Source organism: Enterovibrio coralii, from assembly GCF_001559595.1.
GTDB lineage: Bacteria > Pseudomonadota > Gammaproteobacteria > Enterobacterales > Vibrionaceae > Enterovibrio > Enterovibrio coralii.
The window spans coordinates 1-22,980 of record NZ_LNTY01000015.1 but is presented as its reverse complement, the minus strand read 5'-3'; the positions used below and the strand labels follow the sequence as shown (position 1 = coordinate 22,980).

Sequence of the window (22,980 nt, the reverse complement as noted above, 5' to 3'; positions counted from 1 at the left end):
TAGGAAGGTGCTAAGCATCTACTCGCTTACGTGTTTACGTGTTAACCCACGTAGTTAAGGGCAAAAAGACATGCAGGAAAATATTGAGACAGAACGACTTATACTTCGCCCTTTTAGCGTCAAAGACAGTCAACGTGTAGCGACGCTTGCCGGAGACAAAGCCATCGCGGAGATGGTGCCAGACATCCCGCACCCGTACGAGCCAGAAATGGCTGTCGAATGGATTAATACCCATCACTTGCGATTTCAGGAAGGGACGGGACTTGTCTATGCCATTACCCTAAAGCCATCAGACGATATTGTGGGTGCAGTCAGTTTCCCTAAATTGGAAGATGGATTTGGTCTGCTCGGCTATTGGGTTGCTGTGGATTGTTGGGGCAAAGGGATCGCCCTCGAAGCCGCCAAAGGACTCATCGCCCATTGCAAACAACACCATGGATTGAAAGAAATAGAAGTCTCCCACCTAGCAGGTAACGACCGCTCAAAGTCTGTCATTCTCAAACTGGGCGCGGCATATTGTGAAACTCAACCTTTCGTAGCGCGCGGAGAACAACGGGAAGTTTGCATTTATAGAAAGGCAGTTTGATATAGAAAGGCGGTTTGAACGCCTTTAACTTCTCTTATTGACCCACAGAGCTCTTAGTCGCAAAAAGGCTGGCATGACTCCATAGGAAATTATTGGAACGATAACGCCAACACTGATAATGACATTCATCAGTTTTTGTGGGAATGCGTGTGCTACCGCATCCGGAATGAAATAGACAAGCGGCACTAACGCTAAAAACGTCACTAAAGCGAGTACATGTCGGTTAGGTGGGGAAGGCTGATTCATCTTAGTTCCTTTTTCTGAGATAAGGCCGCCACCGCGGCCTTATTTATTTATCACTGACTGTTTGCCTGAAGAAAGCTGTTGTACACCCAGCGATAGCTTGTGTGCTCACCCAAAACACCGCCAAGTGCCAACCCGTGTTCACTGCGCCAATCATCCATAACTTCAGCGAGAACCGATGCCCATGTGGCGACTTTTACCCCTGCTTGTGTCATACGGTGAATAGACGCTTCAGCCACCGCACTGTTCCATGTGCCAGAGGCGTCTACGACGGCGTATACGTCATACCCCTCAGCGACAGCAGAAATAGCCGGAAACATCAGACAAACATCCGTGACGATACCCGCCATAATGATTTTCTTGCGACCCGTTGCTTCAATAGCATGACGAAATTCTGGGCTTTTCCATGCATTGATTTCGCCTGCTCGATTTATGATGTTATCGCCAAGAATGTCAGTGATTTCTGGCATGATGGGACCATTGGGCCCTTCCGGCATACTGGCGGTGATCACCGATGGCATACCCACTGTTTTTGCCATCATGCTAAGACCTTTAATATTTGCGGTCATCAAGTGTGGGTCTTGGTCTCTACAGCTCACCAGAAGACCTGTCTGGTGGTCAATCATGGCCAACACTGCATTGTCGGGTGTGAGTGTTTCTGCGAACTTGTTCATGGTGTTCTCCTTAATGTTTGGGGTGCCGTCCTACTGGCTGATAACAATGATCTGAACGTCTGTTTTGGCTTCGATGTCGAGTTGTTCCCCTCGAATTAAACTGCCGTCAGTCGCTTCAACATATTCACCGTCTTTTGAGAAAAGTGCTGAACCGTCAGTGACATAACTTAACGAGTCACGACTCAGCCGGTATTTTTCGCTTTGGGCCAATTTCACAATGTTGATGTGCGTTTGGTTATCAAACGTCTCAGGCTGATTTTCATCACCACCGTATATTCGCGTGACGCCATATTTTTGTGGGGAGTAATGTTTGTAGCCTGCGGGTTGACCTGACGTATCTGGAAGTGCCCAAAGCTGGATCATGCGATTTTTTGTGGCGTCAGGGTTCACTTCATTGTGCGAAAATCCTTCACCGCCAGCCCGTTGAACCTGAACGTCTCCGGCATTGAGGCTCTTACCGTGCTCAAGAGAACCTTCGTGCGAGACGCGACCCTCGATCATTACCGAAATAACATCCACTTCGTGATGCGGGTGCATTCCTGTTTCGCCATTTGGGTTGAAACGGGCATCCGCCAGATAAATAAAGTTACCGAGCCCCTCAAAAGTTTGTGGCGACTTACGTGAGCCAAAGACTCGGCTGTCCGTCACCAGTCGGTGTTCTCGCAGCCCTGCAAAACCGCCAAGTGGTAGGGAATCTCTATGTAGTGTCTGCATGTCACTCTCCTTGTTATTCGCTGTTAAGGAGAGAATAGATTTCTGTTATTGTTTAATAAATGCACATACTTTGATAACTCTGTTTCAAATTCAACAACAATGGAGTGTTGGCATGCAGGATTTGAATGACATGATGGTGTTCTTGGCTGTGGTTGAATCGGGCAGTTTCACACTCGCTGCTGAGCGTTTAGAAATGCCAAAAGCCAATGTCAGTCGAAAAGTCTCTCGTCTTGAAAGGCAATTGGGCGTTACTTTGTTGGAGCGTTCGACACGTGCTCAACATTTGACGGAAGCGGGTAAGCGTTATTTGTCGCACTGCAAGCGGATTCAAGAAGAGATGGAACTTGCTTCGGCGGCTGTTTCTGAGGTGCTCACGCAATACACAGGGAACATTAAGGTCGGGGCGTCAGTGACCTTAGGGCAGAGAATTCTAAAGCCTGCGATTAGCCCTTTCTTGTTAAAGTATCCCGACCTGTCTTTGGACTTGAACTTCGTCAATGAGCGGGTTGATTTGATTGAAGGTGGTTTTGACATGGTGATTCGAGTCGGCATGCTTGATGACTCTCGCTTGGTGGGCAAAAAACTTGGCGTTGCCACCAGAAGTTTGTATGCGAGTCGCGGGTATCTTGGACGCCGAGCGTGCCCAAGCACATTGGAAGCTATCGAGAGCGATGATTTTCTTATCATGCCTAGAATCGCGCCTGGCAATCGGCTCACACTGATTCGTGATGGGCAGCCGCATACATTGAGAGTTAATCCTCGACTTAGAGCCGATGATTTCGCAACGCTAAAGCAAGCCGCTATTGAAGGACTTGGGATTGCACCCTTACCTGATTATATGTGTACGACAGAGCGAGAAAACGGCACGCTTGTTAAGCTTTGCGCAGAGTGGGGCATGGAACCTGTCGATATCTATGCGCTTTATCCGCAGCATCGCGCCAAAATTCCCAAAGTACGTGCATTGCTCGAACACATTGAAGACACGTTTGGTAACGCACTTAAGTGCTAAGGTGCGTCTGCTGATACCCAAATCTTGCCAGGTAGTGCCAAACTTTTTTGATGTCTTGCGGATCATGATTGTCAGATTGCAATGCCGCGCCAATGATTCGTGGCGTGAGTAAACGGTCCTGAGCTATTTCACTGGCTAAGGCGACTATGTGTTGGCCTCTGTAGTTTTCTGGCAGTGCGAAACAACGTAAATCTAGGGCAAACCCGCGGTGCCATTCGGTTTTAACAGGAAGATTAGAAGCAAAGATTTCAATCTCTGTGCCTTTAAATGACGGATCGAGGACGAGGGCATCAATGTCTTTCTCGAGGTCTATGACGTCGTGAATTTGCGCTTCGATGTAAGCATCTAACGGCTCGACATCATCACTTTCAAGCAATTGAATGAGCGATTGCGCGTACTCGGGGGTCGCAAAGTCTTTTGGTTGGTAGTAGCTATCTGGATAGCACAATGTGGTTCGCGCGAGCACCGAAGGCTTTAGCCTGAAATGGGAAGAACCAAAACGCGGCGATGCACCAAATTCAAAGTCGTTAATATTCAGCGCACCGTATTTTGGCCGTTGTGGCGGCTCACTTTCATCATATACGCCATCAAACACGCGGCTTTCCCAATACCAGCGATCGCCGCCGACAAAGGCGGAAAGTCCACCATTGCTGGTTCCCGTCTCAAACTGGGATTTCAAGCAGCCATCCCGCGCGATCGCGAGAAGCAAAGGTTGGTTATCTGACGTCATTCTGTCAGGGTGAAAATTGATGGTCACATCAAAAGGACACGGCGCGGGGTTACCTTTAGAACGTCGTTGGAACAGCGAAATGGCATTCTGTGCGGGCAGGCTAAAGGGAGATACGTTTGACGGCAAAGGTGTGTACTCTCGTAAGAACGTCGAACATTCAAATTATCAAAATAATCAAACTGATGCACTCGACCTTGCTAGATATTTTCGTTTCTACGAATTAAGCGTAAGCGGTTGTCTTGACTAAAGTTATTTTGATGGTGCGTTAAGCCTTAAAAAGAGAACAGCAACCAATAACACGGTGATAATCGGCAACTGAGCAAAGGGTACGATGGGGGAGAAAGCAATGAGAGCAGCGAAGCCAAGCATGGTAAAGCCCGCTGTAAGGTGAATAAGATGCCTATCTCTTACTAGCCAAAGGCCAAACAAATATGTAGCGACAGCAATACTGACCACCCATTTTCCGGCTATTTCGACACTCATTGCTGAATCAGCCTGCGCATCAATAAGTGCCGAGAATCCTGCGCCAATCGCTGCACCTGACGCGAAAATAAAGAAGTGACCATAACTCCAAAGCAGGACGTGAGGTGCTTTCTCGGACGTTAAGTGCTCCTCCTCATTGAAGTAGAGCCACCACAGTGTGAACGGGATAATGGTTGCGCAAAGGGCAATCATGCCAAGCCCAAGATCTAACCCTCTTTCGCTTGTCATACTCTGAACGCCCAATGCAGCACTGACCAGTATTTCGCCTAGCACGATGATGTTAAGTAGCCCATAGCGTTCAACAATATGGTGTTTGTGCCAAGGAATGGACTTTGCATTGTTTGCGTAAATCGGGACTGCACATTCTAAAACCATGCCGATGACAACAAGTGTGACAAACGCTGCGCTACCCAAATCGGTAAGAAACGCGAGGATCAGCCAACAGGGCTGGAGTATCAACATACCGACCATGTGCCGTTGTGCGGTCACGCAATAGTCTGAGTTATCTCTGCCGACGCGCCACCAAAGATAAATCTGCGGAATGCGCAGCACGACATAGCCAATCGACATCAGGCGGATGTCAAAGTTGTTGAAAAAGAGGGGAAGGCTGCCCGCGATGAGTAAAGCACCAAACATCATGACTAGAGTGGAAATGCGATAAGCGGCGTCATCATTGTCGAAGGCCGATGCAAACCAAGTGAATTGCTTCCATGGCCACCACAATGCAAAGAAGGCGATGAGGAATTTGGTCAAACCATCAAGATAATGGGCTTCGGCAGTTGCATGGTGAAGCCCTTCCGCAGAGAGTGAAATGGCAATCACGAACACCAAATCAAATAGCAATTCCAGTTCGGTCGCCGCGCGATGTCCGCTTCGATCGCGGGCAAGCATGGGGCGGATATAGGCTTTGTACTTCTCTCTCAACATACCCTAATCCTTGCGGTTTAGAACTTACCGTTGTGGTTTTGCCATTCCGATTTGGGCGGGATTTCCTCTATCGTATCCCAATGCTCAACAATGAGTCCGTCTTCCAGACGGAACATGTCGTAGAAAGCAACATGAGACCCGCCACGATGTCCTTCACAGAGCGTCAGCACAAAGTTACCTTCGGCTAATGTCTTATGATGGGTTTGATAGTGAATCACGGGTGCATTGTGTTCGTTGAGCATGGACAGCGCGGCATGGAGTTGCGTCAGGTCATCACTAAAGTGGGGGCTGTGTTCCGCATAATGAGCGGTATCAAAGAAGTTGGAGAGTTCAAAGGGCTGCCTTTCTATTAATACCTCATTCACGAACCGATTGATGAACGCGCGGTTATCTTCCGTTTTTTCTAGGTCTTTGACTTTAGTTTTACCATCCACCATGGTTCGACCGGATTGATTAGGCGGTTGTTTGGCTTGCAGGTTGTCCCAATGTTCGACGGTTTTGTCACCCTCAAACCTGAAGACTTCGAAGCAGATTTTGACGCTGCTGAAATCGTATTCGTTGTGGGCAAAGACGTAATCACCGTCTGAGAAAATGCGAATGATTTGAACGTGAGGGTGAGTGAGAGCGAGCTTTGCAAAGAGTTCAGCAAGGCCGATGTCGCCTTCTTTTGTTTTTGGGTTGTGCTGTACGTAGCGGGTTTCATCGACGACGGTAACGACCTTTGCGTCGCCTGTCTCAATGCCGATCTTCAGTAAATCATGGATCTGTTGTTTGCGGATCTCACTCATAAAATCGCCTTCTACTGGATTTTGAATCAGTGTAGTAGAAGGCGATAAAGAGCAACTGTGCTGATTTTGATTACCGGTTACTGTCTCGTGATGGTTCCACACTTTTCACATTGGTAGTCGTCTTCATCATCATCCCATACTTGAATCGGCTGAGAATGGTCGCTGGTGAAGAAAGACAAGAGATGGCTGAAAACCATTTCTAGTTGGGTTTTCGGTTTGTCTTGTTCTGGCTTTGCTTCTTCCTCTTTGGCAAGAAGACGGTGCGGCGTTAGCGCATTACAGGTTTCACAGTTAATCGGATGTTTGATGTATTCGCTATCCATCATATCGGTATTCACTCCCTGTTTCATCTCGCTCTGAGAATACCAATACGTTGATTTATTGAGGAAATATTCCATTGCGGAATCGGTGGTTTTCATTGTGATATCAACGGTTTTGGGAGTGAAGCCGCAAAGTGGTTGATGATGTTTTCTTGAGCTGTACGGATTGTTTGCCATCACGTGTCATATTGAATAAACAGGCTCGTTTTACGGTTGGCTGTACTTTTTAAGGCATAGGCATACTATTAGGGGCCAATCAAATTTGTCCCTGAGCTATCTTAAGGTGCTGGGCTCAGCGCGCACAGCGATGCCATTTTCAGTGATCATCGCTATTGGCGGCGTTACCTCCTCAAAGAAAATCTTATACGTATTAGGGAACGTCACCTTCAGAGTGCTTAGGGTAGGGTTCAACGAACACACTCATTGAATGTTCGAAGTTCAAAGGAAAACGCTATGTTTACTATCAATCGCGCCGACATGTCCGACTTGGATGAAATCGTCAAACTATACGAAAAATACCTCGATTTTTATGAAGTAGACAGGACGGGGAAAAATCCTCTGGCTTACCTCCAAGAACGTCTGAAAAACGATGAGTCCATCATCTATTTTGCCACGACGGATGACAATGAGTTTGCGGGCTTTACGCAGCTTTATCCTCTGTACTGTTCGCTAGAAATGAAGCGTACTTGGCTGCTTTATGATTTGTTTGTGGATGAGAAGTTCCGAAAAGAAGGTGTTGGACAATTGTTGCTTGAGCGCGCCGACCAATTGGCGCAAGAAACGGATTCAGCATTTATTATGTTGAGTACGGCAACAGACAATGTAAAAGCACAGCATCTTTACGAGAAAAACGGTTACGAAAAGGATGTGGACTTTTACACCTATCTCAAGCACCTGAAACATGATTAAACGCGGCATAGACAACAATTAAAAAAGGCGGCAACACCAGTGAGTGTGCCGCCTTTATCTTTGGGCGTTAGTTAAAGTTGGTATGTTGAGTAGTAGGTATTTACTGGCAAACTAGGCGCGTCGTATCCCTGTTCTATTCTGCGGGCGACTTTCTCATGAAGATCATCATCGCCAAAGATATTCGCCAGCGCGTCGTATCGACCCGTTGAAGACAGCAATACGTGAGCAAGTTCTTGCGCACTGACGCTTAGTTGGATGGTTTCTGCTACCACAGCATGTTCAGCAAATTCCGCGTAGTCAGAAAAGTTGATGGCGTGGTCATAATCACCAGATGATGATTTCAGGTCTACGCCAAGCATGTTCAGTGCATCATCAAGTACGACATCAAAGTCATAGGCGACCACAGTTGCGTTAGGAAGACAAACACGCTTAATTTCATTCACTAATTGCTGTGACTTTGCATAGAAAAGCGAGCCCGCAAAGGTCACGATATCAATGGTGTTATCTTCAACAGGAATCGCCTCTCCTGCACCATGGAGATAACGAATACCATCAGGCTGCTGTGCTTTTGCAAGCGTTAGCATTGCCTCGCTTGGTTCGACACCAATGACATTGGCACAATGGTTTTTTAGGGCAAGGCTAGAGTATCCAGTGCCGCATCCAACGTCGAGACCCAGTGAATAATCACTGCGACCTGAAATTGCATTAGACAGAATAAGGCTGTGCAGCGGTGGACGAAAGGCAGCGTAATGATGTGCTGTGCGTGAATCGTAGTTGTCGCTCATTGACGTAAGATTTCCAGAAAAGTAAATAAGACGTTGTATTTCAAAGTGGTTTGTTAGCTTCTCGCTCAAATCCATGTGCATTGAAGCATTCGGCAGCCGTGAGCAATGCTTGGAATGCAGATTCAAACTCACCACTTTTGGCATTCGCCACCTTATTGGCGGCGTCTTCAATGCCGCATTCGCTCGAGATTTTTTCGAGTACGTGTTGTGGGACGACAGTGCCATCTTGGTAAAGCCAGACTGGTGGCTGTAGATTGTCCAAATCCAGCGTATTTGCGTGACTGAATGTGGCAACAACGGCCAGCAACAATGCGGATAGATGTTTATTGTTGAAAGGCATTGTCGCCTCCTTATCGTCCGATTAATCCCTAAGATCAGAAGACCTTATCGTTGAATACGCAGGTTCTTAAAGTAGAACTCCTTGTCGTGTTCACCGATTTCGCGTAAGACTCTACACGGGTTGCCAACCGCAACGACATTGGCAGGAATGTCTTTGGTGACGATACTGCCTGCACCTATCACAGTGTTTTCTCCAATGGTGACTCCGGGAAGCACCACTGAGTTTGCACCTATCCAAACATTTGCGCCGATATGGACGGGTACGTTGAACTGCGCCACTTTTCTGCGAAGATCCGGATCGACCGGGTGACCTGCGGTGGCAATGGTGACGTTTGGCCCTATCATGACGTGATCGCCAATATAGATGTGTGTGTCATCTACCAATGTCAGGTTGAAGTTGGCATAAACGTAATCACCAAAATGGGTATGTTTACCCCAGTTCGCGCGAAGTGGCGGTTCGATATATACGTCTTTACCAATTTCAGCCAAAAGACGCTCAAGAATCTCTCTTCGTTTTATGGCTTCACTGGGTCTTGTGTGGTTGAAATCGTATAAAATTTCAAGGCATTGGGTCTGTTCTGCTGCCAAGCTTTCATCGTCGCAGAAGTACACGTCTTGGCTATGCATTTTTGTTCTGATTGTCATGGTAGGGTCCGATAATTGGATATTGGCGGGATAATAACGGACTTTAGAAATCAGAATGTTGAGCGGAATCTAACTCTTTGCGGCATGAAAAAATAGATGCGAAGTTTGTTTAATGAATAGGCGGTGATGTTTATTTAAAACGCCGCTGTTTGAAGTAAAACACGTTGTCATGCTCGCCTATTTTTCTTAAAACCCGACAGGGATTCCCAACGGCGACGACACCAGATGGAATGTCTTTTGTTACAACGCTGCCCGCACCTATGACGGTGTTTTCTCCTATGGTCACGCCGGGAACGATCACTGTGTTCGCACCAATCCATGCGCCGCTTTTTATATGAACGGATACGTTGAATTGAGCACCTTGCTTACGGCGTTCTGGATCAATAGGGTGTCCTGCTGTGGCTATCGTGACATTGGGCCCGATGGATACATGATCGTCAATGTAGATATGGGTATCATCCAACAGCGTTAAATTGAAGTTGATATATACATTGTTTCCCAAATGCGTGTGTTTTCCCCAATTTGCATGGAGTGGTGGCTCAATATGACTGTTATCGCCAATTTCAGCGAGAAACCTCTTCAGAATGGCTTTTCGTTTTTCTGTTTCGCTCGGCCTGGAGTGGTTAAAGTCATAGAGAATTTCGAGGCAGCGAGTTTGTTCGGCGACCAGAGTTGGGTCACTGGGAATGAATATTTCACAGCTATGAATCTTCTCGCTAATGTCCATTTCGCACTCGCGTTGGATGAATACTAAGTCTTTTATTACTTAATAATCAGTAGATTGCTAGATGTTATTGTAATTGTACTTATCGAGAATTGAAGCCCGTCTAAAATGCTACAAAATTAGGTGTCTACCACCTCACGACGCCATCACTTTAATGCCGAACAGTGTAAATAACCCCCCCGTGAGAAAATCGAACAGGCGAGAAGCTTTTTCATAGGCAGATTTTGCGGAATGGCGTGAAAAAGCGAACGACAAAAAGAGGTGCCATACCAACGTAATCCCGGACATGGTGAACATGATGGCAAGAATGAGCGGCAAGGTAATGTGTTGCGTGACAGAAACGCTGAACACACTGACGACGAAGAAACCAGTCTTCACGTTTAGGATGCTAGTGAAAAAGGCGGTCAGGAAAACACGTTTGGGTGAAGGGAGCGAGCTCAACGCTTGTGGGTCTATATGAAGCTTTTTCTTCTCACGAATTTGTTTAAGCTGACGCAGTCCAAGATAGACAAGGTAGGCACCGCCCAGCACTTTCATTGCAGTGAGTATTTCGGGAAAGAGAGAAAACAGAATAATGAGCCCAGAGCCACCAAATAATCCCCACAAGGCGACGGCAACTGCGACACCAAATGCGGAGAAGGATGCCGTATGGCGGTTGTAATTCAATGCGGTATTGATGGTGAGTAATACGTTGGCACCGGGTGTGATGACGGCAAGCACCCAAATCACGGCAACATTGGCGATGATAAGCAGAAATTCCATTTTCGTCAGTTCCCATAGGAAGTAGAGTACATCTTACTGCCGATAGATTCTGACTGACAATCGGAGTTTTTCTCTCGCGCCGTTTGTCGAGTACAGCATCAGAAAATCATCACTTTCACGCACATCTATTTCATCCGCGACAGGCAATTTTCTGTAACCACGTTTACGCTAAATAAAAGAGCGAAAACTTTTCTCTATTGCAATCTTCTTTTGCATAACGCTCTGATTAATAGATTTAAAACATGTGTGTTAATCGTGCTAAGGATACGACGATGGGTGAGCGAATTTCAGAACAACAAGCACAAATGCTCTCTGACTTTATTGCAGATAAATGCGTAGAAATGGACTTGGGGCCAGAGCAAATTTTAGATGGGTTATCCCGCGTACTGTTGGGGGCAACGAATGATCTGGGGGTAGGCGGCTTCGAGCTCGATATTGAGGGTTTTGGACGATGCTCTGTTGAGTTAGTCGCTGACGAGTAACCTTCGATAATTACAGGGTGGCGTTTACACGTCACCCGCTTTATGAATAAGCACTCCTGCTTCTATTTGTTCTGATGCGTTAATCAGTGCGTCGATCAAAAGCGACAGTGCTTGTGGCTGATGTTTGCGTTCGCGATAGACAAGATAAGCCATTCGATCACTTCTCAAGTATTCAGGCAATACGCGAACGAGGCCATCCGCTTCGCCGATATGTCTCAGTGGCAGCGATGCAACGCCTAACCCCATCCTTACGGTATCCATCACTGCTGCGATGTCATTGACCACAAGCTTTGGGCGGACAGAGATTGTTTGCTCCAGTTGGTTGTCGCGAAACAAGTTGATGTCCCACGCTTTATCGACCGCTATCCAGTCGGCGTTCACTATGTCTTCAGGGATGTTTATCTCACCAAATTGGCGAAGGTAATCGGGGCTGGCGAAAAAGCCATGCTGAGCGTGGAAAAGCGGTCTTGCAATTAAATCATCCAGCCCTTTGAGATCAAAGGTCATCAATAAATCGCGATCCGTCGCTGGTGGCTGTTGTTCTTGGCTCAGAACGATATCGAGTTTGACCTTGGGGTAGGAGGTCAAATATTCGCGTAATACGTTGCCGACAAAACCTCGATAGAAGTTGTGAGGCATGACCACCTTGAGATTTCCAAACACGCCGCTTCGCGCCGTAATGAGGGTTTCAAAAGCGGTTTCCAGTTGTTCAAAGCTGCTGGAGAAAAGCTCATAAGCTTGCTTACCGTTCTCCGTTGCGACTAACTCTCGCCCCTGTTTTTCTAGCAGTCGAATGTTCAATCTTTTCTCGAGTGCCGATACCCGTCGTGACATGGTTGAGACAGGCAATGAGAGCTTTTTAGCCGCCGCTAATAGAGAGCCTTCTTGGATCACTTGGGCAAACAAGTAGATGTCGTCAATGTTTCCATATATGGAATGGTTCATTCTAATTTTGCTTCTGGTTTCCAATATTGCTTGTGAAGTATCTTACCCACATCAAGCAGTCACCGCCAATAAAACGAGAGAAGAATGAAGAATAAACAGTTTTGGATCAGTACCACGATTAGTACCGCAACCATGGCGATGATGATGTCTGGCGTCATCTCGGGGTACAAAATGGGCTTTTCTTCTGATTGGCCTGCCATTTGGTTAGACAGTTTTCAAATCGCATGGCCTTGCGCCTTCATATTGAACTTGACGGTATTGCCGCAAGTCCGAAAAGCAGCCAGTTGGCTCTCCGCCAAGGTATAAAAAAAGCCAGGACTTAATCCTGGCTTTTTCATATTCATTCGGGGACTTAGCTTCTCTTAGGTTGCTTGTAAGTACGACCCGCCGCTGCATAAGTGTCGCGGTTTTTGATTTCGAACTGGGTGTAGAAGAACCAAGCTACGAAAACCAGAGCTTCGTCGCCAACGTTCATCACGTGCTCAACGAATTCTTCTTCTTCACCGTTGTCATTGGTTTCGGTGGTGACGTGGTAAACGCGGTTTTCACCGTCGATCTCAGCCAGTGAGAATTGACCAGTCATTGCTTCCGCCGCTGCCGCAACTTCTTCGTCTTCACACTTTTTCAGCATGTCCAGAGCTTCTGGAAGACCTTTGGTTTCAGCCAGTGCTTTTACCAGTGTTTCAAAATCTTGTTGTTCCATGATGGAATCCAACCTATTGCATGAGACTCATCAAGTTATTGATTCGTCTTGTTTATAACAGAAAATGCCCGGTTGAACCGGGCATTTTTACGCGTGAAAGAGTGATTACTCTTCGATTTCCGCGTTGTGGTATACGTTTTGTACGTCGTCGCAATCGTTCAGCATGTCAATGAACTTGTCGAAAGTAGCAACGTCGTCGCCAGAAACGGTGGTCATTGTTTGTGGAACGAAAGTGATTTCTTCAACATCTAGCGTCACTTCTGGCATTGCTTCAGCCAGGGCATTTTTCACTTTGAAGAATTCAGTCGTTGGTGCGAATACAGTGATAACACCGTCTTCACACTCGATATCAGTCACGTCTGCGTCAGCCATCATCAGTGCTTCCAGAACGGCTTCTTCATCGTCACCAGCAAATTGGAATACCGCTTGGTGATCAAACATGTGAGCAACAGTACCTGGGCCACCAATCTTAGCGTGTGTCTTCACGAAGCACTGACGCACTTCCATGTAGGTACGGTTGTTGTTGTCGGTCAAACAATCAACGATAACTGAGCAACCACCTGGGCCGAAACCTTCGTAGCGCGCAACTTCATAGTTCTCACCGCCGCCACCAGCTGCTTTCTCAATCGCTTTTTCGATAACGTGAGAAGGAACCTGATCTTTCTTCGCTTTCTCGATCATGCGCTTCAGCGTCAGGTTGGTGTCAGGGTCGCCACCGCCATTTTTTGCGATAACGTAGATTTCTTTGCCGTACTTAGAGTAAAGCTTAACTTTGGCGCCTTGGGTTTTCGCCATTGCATTCTTGCGAACTTCGAAACTGCGTCCCATGGGGAATCACTCTCTTTGATTTACGATTGTTGAAGTGGCAGCGATTTTATCAACCACTCACAAGGGATTTCCAGTATTAATCATAGGTAAAGGCGTTCAAATGCCATTTCTGATCAACGATTCGTGTGGATTGTCTAAGTAATATCCGATGCAGAACGAAAAAAAGAAGAGGCAAACGCCTCTTCTTTACTTACGTTCGCAACATTGCGAGAGGGGATTACTTCTCAAATCTTACGTTGTCGATGTTCAGTACCATTGGGCCTGTAGGTTCGATAACGAAGATGTTTTTGATGCTTTCGATGTTGGCTTTCGCGCCTGGTGCGAATCGGTTGCCGTTCTCAATCAAATCAGCCACGTTGATACGTACCTGTTTCCATTGGCCTTTTGGCGGTAGAGCAACATCAATGTCACTGGTGTTAGGCCAGCCACTGTCCATCTTGACCATCAAGCCAGCATTTGGCGCACTTTCCTCAACAAGCAGGTCAAACACTAGGTCACCGCCGCTCATCCATTCGCCCATGTTGACTTCTGGGGTCTCGAAGTAGAAGTTACCTGTATCGCCTGTTTTCTTGATGGCAAGCACGTTGCCGCGCCCGTCAACTTGTTTGGTTTCGGTGTAGACCTTGAACTGTGGATCGTATTCTTTTGAACGAAGGTGCTTGTCTAAGCTGTCTTCATACAGTGTGAACACTGGACCGGTTGCGTAGTCTGGACCCGGAATAATGATTTCAGGAGCCGGCGTGCCCGCAACGAATTGCGCGTCGTCTGAAACGGTCGCACAGCCCTTGCCAGTGACGGGATCTTTGGAACACTCGTACACACGAACGTAATCAACTTCCATGGTTTGCGGGAAGATATCAGGATCGATTCCGCCTTCATTCGCGTTTGAAGCCCAAGAACCACCAATCGCGAGGTTCAAGATCATGTGGAAGCGTTGATTGAATGGTGCATCATTTGGGCCAGTAACCCATTTGCCGCCTTCTTTGTACTGGCTATACCAACCGTCTGAACGTTGCGTGGCATAGTGAATATCATCTATGTACCAACGCATTTCACCTTCTTCCCACTCAATCGAATAAGTGTGGAAGCCATCTGCTGGGTTTACGTCGTCAGGTAAGTGGTATTCAGCCGCAGTGCTGACGTTATCTGGCCAACCACGACCATAGTGAATGGTACCGTGAATACGTGCTTCTTCCTTACCCGGCTCCGCACCCAGTTCATCTGTTGGTGCTTTAAGGTTAACAGCCTCGACGATATCGATTTCACCCGAAGCAGCCCAACCACCGTAGACATAGTCTGTCGGAAGCATCCAAATCGCAGGCCAAGTGCCTTGACCAAATGGCAGTTTCGCACGCACTTCAAAGCGACCGTATTTCCAATCGCCTTTGTTCATGGTGCGCAGACGCGCAGAAGTGAATGGCAGTGTCGCTTTATGACGGCTCTTACCCTCTGGGTCTGATGGGCCAGTGAACTGGTAGTCGCGGGCAACGATATGAAGCTTGCCGTCTTCAACAAACGAGTTCACTTTACGCTTGGTGTAGCATTGACGCTCGTTGTTACCACCACCGTAACAGTTTACTTCGTGGCTCCATTTACTCTTGTCAATGGCATCGCCACTGAATTCATCGTTCCATACCAGTGTCCAAGACGAGTCTGGCCTGACGATGTCTGCACTGGTATCTGGCCCTTGGCTTACGGGCGCGTAGTTTTTTGATTCACAGCCGACGAGAGCTCCCACAATCGCTGTGGTTACGATCGCTCGTCGATAAGGGAAATTGTTCATTGTCGTATCCTTACATCCTGGTGTTTCTGGCTTTTCTGCATTGTTTTTGTTTATTCAAAGCATAGAAGTAGGGAGCAACTTCGCTCCTTTACCTCTTACCAGTAAGCATCAGCCTGAATACCAAAGACGATGTCGTCCTTGAGCGGAATGCGGTTATTACCTTCTTCACCTGTTGTCCAAGACAGCGGCAAGTAAGTTGCCGTGAATCGGATTTCAGCGGTGGATAGGCCATCAGACAAAACGTAAGTCGGTGCCACAGTAAATTTCGACTGGTGCCAGTGACCGCCGTTTTGTACGTTTTCGTAGTAACCCACTTCCGTCTGAACAATGAAGTTGTCTTTGACCGGGAAAATATTGCGCATCATGACAGATACCCAATAGTTGTATCCTGCATCATCACCTTCATCGTTAGTGCCTTCGTCGTTGTATTGCGCTTGCACTGATGGGAAGAAACCAATGCCGTTATCCATGGTGTAACCACCCCACAAAAGGGCGCGGACAGATTTTGCATCTTCTTCACGATGAGTGATCAGGTAGTACGGGTCGCCAAAGATAGGGCCGTAATTATCGTCATTAACCTTGTAGCCTTGGGTCAGTGAACCTGGACGTAGCGCAGCGTAATCAGTGATTGTGCCGCCAAGAAGGTTACCTGAACCTAGACCTTCACCCGCTTGCAAAATGGCGTAAGAGAAGGCATTACCCTTCAGGCCAAAGAAGTCCAGCATGTGATAAATGGCAGTGGCGTCGTAACCGTATTCCGCCCACTCTTTACCTGCGAGGTCAAAGTTGTCAGGGAGGTATTTGTAGTTACCTTGCAATGTCAACGCACCCAACGTATAGGAAACATGAAACGTGTGCATTGGGTTGTTTTGGTTGTCATTGACATAGGCACGTTGGTTTTCAGGTACTAAACGCGTGTTTTGTGCGCTGATCACTGAAGATTGGGTTGATGCGTTGGTGATAAAATCATCATAGGAGTCGTTGCTGTCACTGATGTTACGCTCACTGAAGATGTATGCGACATCAAGAAATGCGTCACCAATTTCGTAGTCCTGAATACCGGCCCCATAGCCTTCAAGGTCGGTATAAAAGAAGTCAGTCATGAAGATGTAATTCTCTTCACCGATTTTCCGTTTACCGCCCCACAGTTTGCCTGTCGGCAAAACACCATCCATTTCGACGAAACCTACCAAGTCGTCAAATTCTGTATCACCAATACCAACATGAATACTGAGTTGCTGTTCCTCAGAAATATTGGCGCGAGTGATGAAAATTAGATTACCGTCGTTATCAGACTCAAGTCCTAATCGCCCGAGTTGTTCCTTTTGACCACCAATGTCGCTTTTTTGTAATCGTTCTCCTTGCTTACAAAATAGCCAGCTCTGAAATAGCCATGAAACTCGAACTCCAATGTGTCGAGCACGTCTGCGTTGGCAATCGGTACACCTGTCATCGCGGTGCTACCGCACAACACAGCCATCGCTAATGTAGACTTTTTCATTTTCACTCCATGAAGAAGTTTGAGGTTCCCACTCGTGAAAGCGCTTTCTTGTGACATTTAAAAAAATACTCGAGGTCTAGGTTGTGTGTTGCCTGACACCCAAAAGGCAAAAACGACCTAAGTGACGAGTTTGATTGCATTTTTGGTTTTGGAAGGTCGCTTGCTTTGCATAGAGCAGCGTCCTGCCATTTAAACCCACTAATTATTCTAAAAGCTTTACGCAGTCTTTCGGCTGCAATATATCACCTCTAACTTTGTTACACAGTTTGCAACCTTTTCAAGTTTTCGCAGCATCTTTTCCCTCTTTTCTGATGATTTTGAATGTGACTTGATCACCTGTTTCTCAAGTGGATTTAAAGGTTCATATATAAGACCAGTTACATTGTTTGCAAATCTCTGTGTGCCAGATCTCGTCATTCTTCCAAATGAGACAGGTTCCATCTTGTTTGTTCTTGCTCATTAACAATATCTTTACAAGTCACGCGAGCTCTAATGCTCGACGATTGAGCCGAGGCATCGGCCATTTTTTGAAACTGTGTAGAAAGCGCTTTCTTTTTGTGAAGACACCTTAAACCCAAACACGTTTCTCCCTTCGATTGGGGAGTACTTGATTCTAGCGGCACTGCGTTGTCGCGGAGTTACCGAAGGATTTAGAAAAACGGATGACATTATGAAGAATCTATTTGCAAAACTGCTGCTGATGGCTTCAGTAGCGTTGAGCGGATGTGGAGGAGGCGACGAAGCGGGCGGGAAGTCTGTTTCGGATACGCCGACGGGTGATAAGGTTGCAACAGTATACCATGAAGGCCAGTTGCGTACTGGCCTCCAAGCAATAGGCTGGCAAAATGGTACTGAGCTGACAGCGTATTCCGCTACTATTCCAAAAACACAAACTTACACGGTTACAACACCTCCCACTGCAGGGACTAGCGCACCATGGGGTTGGGGTGCTGGCGTTGTGACTGATGGCGACAGAGCTAATTCGCTCAATCTGTCAGGTTTCGAAAATGGTTACATGAACTTTGATGTGAAAGGCACGGTAACAACGCCTGTCACTATCGGGTTTCAATCTGGCCGAGAAAGAGGGATTCCCGGCAACGAGAATAATGAGCGTCCTACTAGCAGCAACGGTGTTGCTTTCAATGCTGGAGCCTCAACAAACAGCGGTAGTACGTCTCTCAATGGTGGCGGTCGTACCATCTCGACTGAATGGAAATCGTTCCAGATCCCTATCAGTGAGCTGGTAGGCGACAACATTCTCGATTTCAGTGACATCACTTCGCCATTGTATGTGCAAGGCAGCCAGGACGATGGCGGCATTATCGAATTCCGCAACGTATTTTTCAGCACCAACACCGATGGTGAAATTGGCTCTGATTTGCCAGATGATGGCAACACTGGTGGGGGACCAAACTCTTCTGGTACTGGCTATATCCTCTACACTGGCCAACAAGCAAATGTGACTTTCGATGAACTGCAAGCTTGGAATGGCTCTTCTATCAGGACAATCAACGGTGGAACTTACGATCCGGTTCTTGAATTGACAGTGACAGATGGATGGGGTGCTTTTGGCTGGAATGCTGAAGGAAATCCAATTGATATTTCATCTTATACTCACGCGCAATTTAAGGTTAAGACAGCTGCGTCTGAAGTACGCGTCGCTATCAGCAGCGCGACTCAACCGGAAGATGCGAACAACTACCAACTGTCAACGGGCACTGCCCTGTCTGATGGATGGGTGCAAATGGAAGTGCCTGTTCCTGAATTTACAGATATGTCGATTTTTGCCGTGGTTCTAGGTGAAAACGGCACGCTTCAAATCGCTGATGTTGCATTGGTAACTAACGAAACCGATGGCGGCACAGACGGTGGCGATGGCGGTACTGATGGTGGTGACGGCGGCACTGATGGTGGCGACGGCGGTACTGATGGTAGCGATGGCGGCTCAAACACAACAGGTTCTGGTTATATTCTCCACACTGAGCAAGAAGCCAATGTCAGTTTCGATGAGCTACAAGCTTGGAATGGTGCGTCTATCAACACCATCAACGGTGGAATTTATGATCCAATTCTTGAATTGACAGTCACTGAAGGTTGGGGTGCTTTTGGTTGGAATGCGGAAGCGAATCCAATTGATATCTCTGCTTACACGCATGCACAATTTAAAGTGAAAACAGCAGCATCTCAGGTACGTGTCGCTATCAGCAGTGCGACTCAACCGGAAGATGCGAACGACTACCAACTGTCAACAGGTACTGCCCTGTCTGATGGCTGGGTGCAAATGGAAGTTCCGGTTCCTGCATTTACAGATATGACGATTTTTGCAGTCGTTCTGAGTGAGAACGGTACGCTTCAAATTGCAGATATTGTGTTGGTGAACAATGATTCCGATGGCGGTACTGATGGTGGTGACGGCGGCTCAGACTCTTCAGGTACGGGTTATATCGTCTATACCGACCAAGAGCCAACAGTCACTTTCGATGAGCTGCAAGCTTGGAATGGTGCGTCTATCAACACCATTAACGGTGGAACATACGATCCTGTTCTTGAGTTGACAGTGACGAATGGTTGGGGTGCATTTGGATGGAACGCGGAAGCGAATCCAATCGATATCTCTGCTTACACGCACGCGCAGTTTAAAGTGAAGACTGCAGCATCTCAGGTACGTGTCGCTATTAGCAGCCAAACTCAACCGGAAGATGCGAACGACTACCAACTGTCAACGGGTACTTCCCTGTCTGATGGATGGGTGCAAATGGAAGTGCCTGTACCGGCATTTACAGACATGACGATTTTTGCAGTTGTTCTGCTTGAAAACGGTACGCTTCAAATCGCTGATGTTGCGTTGGTAAACAAGGACACCGATGGCGGTACTGATGGTGGCGACGGCGGCTCAGACTCTTCAGGTACGGGTTATATCGTCTACACCGACCAAGAACCAACAGTCACTTTCGATGAGCTGCAAGCTTGGAATGGTGCGTCTATCAACACCATTAACGGTGGAACATACGATCCTGTTCTTGAGCTGACGGTAACGAATGGTTGGGGTGCATTTGGTTGGAACGCGGAAACTAATCCAATCGATATCTCTGCTTACACGCACGCTCAATTTAAAGTGAAGACGGATGCGTCTCAGGTACGTGTTGCTGTCAGCAGTCAGACACAGCCGGAAGATGCGAACGATTACCAACTGTCAACGGGTACTGCCCTGTCTGATGGCTGGGTGCAAATGGAAGTACCGGTACCATCATTTACAGACATGACGATTTTTGCAGTTGTTCTGGGTGAAGATGGTACGCTTCAAATCGCTGATGTTGCATTGGTGACCAACGATACGGATGGTGGCGACGGCGGCACTGATGGTGGCGATGGCGGTACTGATGGTGGCGACGGCGGCACTGATGGTGGCGATGGCGGTACTGATGGTGGCGATGGCGGTAGCAGCACTGACTACTCAGTAGCACCTGAAATTGCACCACAACCAGCGGCAACAGGTAACTTCCCAGTTTCAAGCGTGACAGGTGGCGATGCACCAGGTCAGCCTGTACTAGGGACAGCTGAACTGCCAGCCATTTCCTACGGTGCTTTCCGTACGAATGTGCGTTCGAACGAAAACGCGCCTAGCATTGCTGAGGTCAAAGAAGACCTGAAGATTATGCATGCGGCGGGTGTTCGTATGCTCCGCACATACAACACGCAGGATTTTGTTGATACCGAGCGCTTACTTCAAGCGATTAGCGAACTTCAACAGGAAGACTCAAGCTTCGAAATGAATGTGATGTTGGGTGTTTGGATCTCAGCACTGAACGCATTCTCTGATATTGAAATAGACAGTTCGCAAGAAAGCCCTAACAACCAAGATGAGATGGATAAAGCGGTAGAGCTTGCTCAGACATATCCAAACATCATCAAAGTCATTGCCGTTGGTAATGAGGCAATGGTTGAGTGGGCAACGAGCTACCGTGTTGAACCACGTATTATCCTGAATCGCGTTAATGAGCTACAAGCACTTAAAGCTAACGGCACGATTAATGAGAACATCTGGATTACCAGCTCAGAAAACTGGGCGGTGTGGTCAATCAACAATGGTTACTACCAAGCACATGAAGCTGACATCAAAGCGCTGATTCAAGCGGTTGACTATGTGTCTGTGCATGTTTATCCGTTCCATGACACGTTCCATGATAGTGATTTCTGGCCAGTTCCTGAGGCCGAGCAATCTCTTACTCGTCAAGAACAAGCTGATAAAGCGATGGAGCGCGCGTTCAACAAAGCACTGACGCAGATTGATACTGTCAAAGACAGTGTTATGGCTGTGGATAGCACCAAACAAATCCACATCGGTGAAACGGGTTGGTCGACAGTGTCGAACACTGGTTTCGGCGCTGGCGGAACGGGTGCTGCAGATGAGTACAAGCAGAAGCAATATTTTGATGCAATGACTCAATGGGCGATTGACTACGGCGCATCTGTGTTCTTCTTCCAAGCATTTGATGAACCTTGGAAAGGTGGCCCTGACAACACAGAAGATCCTGAGAAGCACTTTGGCTTGATCGACATTGATGGTAATGCGAAATATGCCATCTGGGATCTTGTTGATGCGGGTGCATTCGATGGCATCACTCGTGGTGGCAACCAGATCGTTAAGTCAAATGGTGGTGTTGAGCAAAACGTCATTGATGCGATTCACGCTATTCCTTACGAAACGGGTTCTGATACGTCTGGCACTGGTTATGTGATGTTTACCGGTCGAGACACTGTCCATAGCTTCGATGACATTCAAGTTTGGTCGCAGGATGGACAGGGCGCGACTATCGGTGCTGGAAATGACAGCACTTACTCGCCAGTTCAAGAACTAACCGTAACAGGTGGTTGGGGCTCAGCAGCTTGGTTGTTCAATACGACACAAGTTGATCTGACGCCATATACTCACGCTGAGTTCAAAGTAAAAACGTCTGCGGCAAGTGTTGAAGTTACCTTCATCAACCAAGCAGATGAAACCACTGCAAACCCATATCAACTGTCATCAGGTTCATCACTTGATAACGGATGGGTTCAAATGAGTGTTCCAGTTCCTTCATACACAGATCTGAAGACGTTCGCACTGACCCTCGGAGAAAATGGAACACTGCAGATCGCCGATATTGCTTTTGTGAATAATGACAGCAATGGCGGAGACGGCTCTGCACCTGAAATCGGTTATGTGCTTTACACTGGCCAGCAGACCAACATTGTTTTTGAAGACATTCAAGTCTGGAACAATGCGAATCTCGCGGAAGTGGATAACGATCTGTACGACCCTGTTTTGAGACTAACAGTTTCAGAGGGTTGGGGCGCAGCAGCATGGGCGAGTACGTCGAATCCAATTGATATCTCGTCTTACACACATGCGCAATTCAAAGTACGCACTGACGCAAGCCAGATCCGTTTGTCTATCCAAAGCCTCTCACAGGATGAAGTTGCGAATGACTATGCATTGTCATTGGGCACAACCCTGACTGACGGCTGGGTGCAAATGGAAGTGCCATTACCTTCGTTCACAGACATGACAGTCTTTGCAATGGTACTGGGTCAAAACGGTACGTTAGACATTGCAGACGTTGCTTACGTTAACAAAGACGGTGGTTCTACAGCGCCGGAAACTGGCTACATCATGTACACAGGTCAGGACACTAACCTTGTGTTTGATGATGTACAAGTTTGGAACGGCGCGGGTCTAGGTGACGCTGACAGCGATGTTTACGACCCAGTACTTGAGTTGACAGTGACTGATGGTTGGGGCGCATTGGCTTGGTCTAGCACCTTGAATCCAATTGATGCCACGTCTTACACTCACGCTCGCTTTAAACTACTGACAGATGTTGCTCAAGTTCGTGTTTCTATCCAAGATGTCACGGATGGAGAAGAAGCGAATGACTACGCACTGACAGATGGAACCGCGTTGACGGGTGGTTGGGTACAAATGGAAATTCCATTGCCTGACTTTGCAGACCTTACAACCTTCGCAGTAGTACTGACCGAAAACGGCAGCTTCCAGATCGCAGATGTCGCATTTGTGAATGCGGACACCGATGGCGGCACTGATGGCGGCACTGATGGC

At 47.4% G+C, this 22,980-nt stretch carries 24 protein-coding genes; 6 read left to right on the top strand and 18 right to left on the bottom strand.

Annotation, left to right across the window (positions count from 1 at the left end; genetic code table 11):
* The first annotated feature begins 70 nt into the window (after positions 1-70).
* Entirely contained in the window at positions 71-586 is a 516-nt protein-coding gene (locus ATN88_RS04710) for a GNAT family N-acetyltransferase (protein ID WP_067412181.1), read from the top strand.
* A 24-nt stretch (positions 587-610) separates the two neighbouring features.
* On the opposite strand, the gene ATN88_RS04705 is transcribed toward ATN88_RS04710, so the two are convergent.
* From ATN88_RS04705 to ATN88_RS04695, 3 genes are read right to left on the bottom strand one after another with little or no spacing between them, the layout of a single operon-like run.
* On the bottom strand, positions 611-832 hold the full coding sequence (locus tag ATN88_RS04705) for a hypothetical protein (protein WP_067412178.1): 222 nt from the start codon (positions 830-832) through the stop codon (positions 611-613).
* Positions 833-882: 50 nt separating this feature from the next.
* The gene (locus ATN88_RS04700; RefSeq protein ID WP_067412175.1) at positions 883-1,503 is read right to left on the bottom strand and encodes an isochorismatase family protein; all 621 of its coding nucleotides are present in this window, start codon (positions 1,501-1,503) and stop codon (positions 883-885) included.
* 30 nt (positions 1,504-1,533) lie between these two features.
* The gene (locus ATN88_RS04695; protein WP_067412171.1) at positions 1,534-2,217 is read right to left on the bottom strand and encodes a pirin family protein; all 684 of its coding nucleotides are present in this window, start codon (positions 2,215-2,217) and stop codon (positions 1,534-1,536) included.
* A 112-nt stretch (positions 2,218-2,329) separates the two neighbouring features.
* Here ATN88_RS04695 and ATN88_RS04690 point away from each other — a divergent pair, with 112 nt between their 5' ends.
* Positions 2,330-3,226, top strand: a complete 897-nt coding sequence (locus tag ATN88_RS04690; RefSeq protein WP_067412168.1) for a LysR family transcriptional regulator — start codon at positions 2,330-2,332, stop codon at positions 3,224-3,226.
* Here the strand turns inward: ATN88_RS04690 and ATN88_RS04685 are convergent.
* From ATN88_RS04685 to ATN88_RS04670, 4 genes are all read right to left on the bottom strand, one after another.
* Positions 3,216-4,082: a DUF3626 domain-containing protein gene (locus ATN88_RS04685; protein WP_083539417.1), complete on the bottom strand. Its 867-nt coding sequence runs from the start codon at positions 4,080-4,082 to the stop codon at positions 3,216-3,218. The two genes, ATN88_RS04690 and ATN88_RS04685, sit on opposite strands and share 11 nt — an antisense overlap.
* A 123-nt stretch (positions 4,083-4,205) precedes the next feature.
* Positions 4,206-5,366 (bottom strand): low temperature requirement protein A, encoded by a 1,161-nt coding sequence (locus ATN88_RS04680; RefSeq protein WP_067412165.1) that lies wholly within the window; start codon positions 5,364-5,366, stop codon positions 4,206-4,208.
* Positions 5,367-5,383: 17 nt separating this feature from the next.
* A complete protein-coding gene (locus ATN88_RS04675; RefSeq protein ID WP_067412162.1) occupies positions 5,384-6,154 on the bottom strand; it encodes a nuclear transport factor 2 family protein in 771 nt (256 codons plus the stop codon).
* A gap of 77 nt (positions 6,155-6,231) precedes the next feature.
* A complete protein-coding gene (locus ATN88_RS04670; RefSeq protein ID WP_157490654.1) occupies positions 6,232-6,573 on the bottom strand; it encodes a hypothetical protein in 342 nt (113 codons plus the stop codon).
* Positions 6,574-6,927: 354 nt separating this feature from the next.
* Between ATN88_RS04670 and ATN88_RS04665 the strand changes: the two genes are divergently transcribed.
* A complete protein-coding gene (locus ATN88_RS04665; RefSeq protein WP_067412156.1) occupies positions 6,928-7,383 on the top strand; it encodes a GNAT family N-acetyltransferase in 456 nt (151 codons plus the stop codon).
* A 71-nt stretch (positions 7,384-7,454) separates the two neighbouring features.
* Here the strand turns inward: ATN88_RS04665 and ATN88_RS04660 are convergent, their stop codons facing one another.
* The 5 genes from ATN88_RS04660 to ATN88_RS04640 form a co-directional block, all read right to left on the bottom strand.
* Positions 7,455-8,168, bottom strand: coding sequence for a class I SAM-dependent methyltransferase (locus ATN88_RS04660; protein WP_067412153.1), 714 nt, complete (start codon positions 8,166-8,168; stop codon positions 7,455-7,457).
* Between the two features lie 40 nt (positions 8,169-8,208).
* Positions 8,209-8,508, bottom strand: a complete 300-nt coding sequence (locus ATN88_RS26050) for a hypothetical protein (protein ID WP_067412149.1) — start codon at positions 8,506-8,508, stop codon at positions 8,209-8,211.
* A 44-nt stretch (positions 8,509-8,552) separates the two neighbouring features.
* On the bottom strand, positions 8,553-9,152 hold the full coding sequence (locus ATN88_RS04650; protein WP_067412146.1) for a sugar O-acetyltransferase: 600 nt from the start codon (positions 9,150-9,152) through the stop codon (positions 8,553-8,555).
* 130 nt (positions 9,153-9,282) lie between these two features.
* Complete coding sequence (locus ATN88_RS04645; protein WP_067412144.1) at positions 9,283-9,879, bottom strand: sugar O-acetyltransferase; 597 nt, start codon at positions 9,877-9,879, stop codon at positions 9,283-9,285.
* A gap of 132 nt (positions 9,880-10,011) precedes the next feature.
* The gene (locus tag ATN88_RS04640; RefSeq protein ID WP_067412141.1) at positions 10,012-10,638 is read right to left on the bottom strand and encodes a LysE family translocator; all 627 of its coding nucleotides are present in this window, start codon (positions 10,636-10,638) and stop codon (positions 10,012-10,014) included.
* Positions 10,639-10,910: 272 nt separating this feature from the next.
* On the opposite strand from ATN88_RS04640, the gene ATN88_RS04635 reads away from it, so the two are divergent.
* Positions 10,911-11,120, top strand: coding sequence for a hypothetical protein (locus ATN88_RS04635; RefSeq protein WP_067412138.1), 210 nt, complete (start codon positions 10,911-10,913; stop codon positions 11,118-11,120).
* Positions 11,121-11,144: 24 nt separating this feature from the next.
* Here the strand turns inward: ATN88_RS04635 and ATN88_RS04630 are convergent, their stop codons facing one another.
* Positions 11,145-12,065 (bottom strand): LysR family transcriptional regulator, encoded by a 921-nt coding sequence (locus ATN88_RS04630; protein WP_067412135.1) that lies wholly within the window; start codon positions 12,063-12,065, stop codon positions 11,145-11,147.
* An 84-nt stretch (positions 12,066-12,149) separates the two neighbouring features.
* Between ATN88_RS04630 and ATN88_RS04625 the strand changes: the two genes are divergently transcribed.
* Entirely contained in the window at positions 12,150-12,371 is a 222-nt protein-coding gene (locus ATN88_RS04625) for a DUF2798 domain-containing protein (RefSeq protein ID WP_067412132.1), read from the top strand.
* Positions 12,372-12,417: 46 nt separating this feature from the next.
* On the opposite strand, the gene ATN88_RS04620 is transcribed toward ATN88_RS04625, so the two are convergent.
* The 5 genes from ATN88_RS04620 to ATN88_RS26760 form a co-directional block, all read right to left on the bottom strand.
* On the bottom strand, positions 12,418-12,768 hold the full coding sequence (locus tag ATN88_RS04620; RefSeq protein ID WP_067412129.1) for a hypothetical protein: 351 nt from the start codon (positions 12,766-12,768) through the stop codon (positions 12,418-12,420).
* A 105-nt stretch (positions 12,769-12,873) separates the two neighbouring features.
* Positions 12,874-13,596 carry a YebC/PmpR family DNA-binding transcriptional regulator gene (locus ATN88_RS04615; RefSeq protein WP_067412126.1) on the bottom strand — a complete coding sequence of 241 codons (723 nt, stop codon included), beginning with the start codon at positions 13,594-13,596 and terminating at the stop codon, positions 12,874-12,876.
* Positions 13,597-13,813: 217 nt separating this feature from the next.
* Positions 13,814-15,379: a glycoside hydrolase family 16 protein gene (locus ATN88_RS04610; protein ID WP_067412123.1), complete on the bottom strand. Its 1,566-nt coding sequence runs from the start codon at positions 15,377-15,379 to the stop codon at positions 13,814-13,816.
* A 95-nt stretch (positions 15,380-15,474) separates the two neighbouring features.
* On the bottom strand, positions 15,475-16,716 hold the full coding sequence (locus ATN88_RS04605) for a carbohydrate porin (protein ID WP_232312811.1): 1,242 nt from the start codon (positions 16,714-16,716) through the stop codon (positions 15,475-15,477).
* Entirely contained in the window at positions 16,683-16,880 is a 198-nt protein-coding gene (locus ATN88_RS26760) for a hypothetical protein (protein ID WP_232312803.1), read from the bottom strand. Before ATN88_RS26760 ends, ATN88_RS04605 begins: the two co-directional genes overlap by 34 nt.
* A gap of 670 nt (positions 16,881-17,550) precedes the next feature.
* Here ATN88_RS26760 and ATN88_RS04600 point away from each other — a divergent pair.
* Positions 17,551-22,980, top strand: a 5,430-nt coding sequence (locus ATN88_RS04600) for a glycoside hydrolase family 17 protein (RefSeq protein ID WP_067412120.1), incomplete at its 3' end; no start/stop codon positions are given.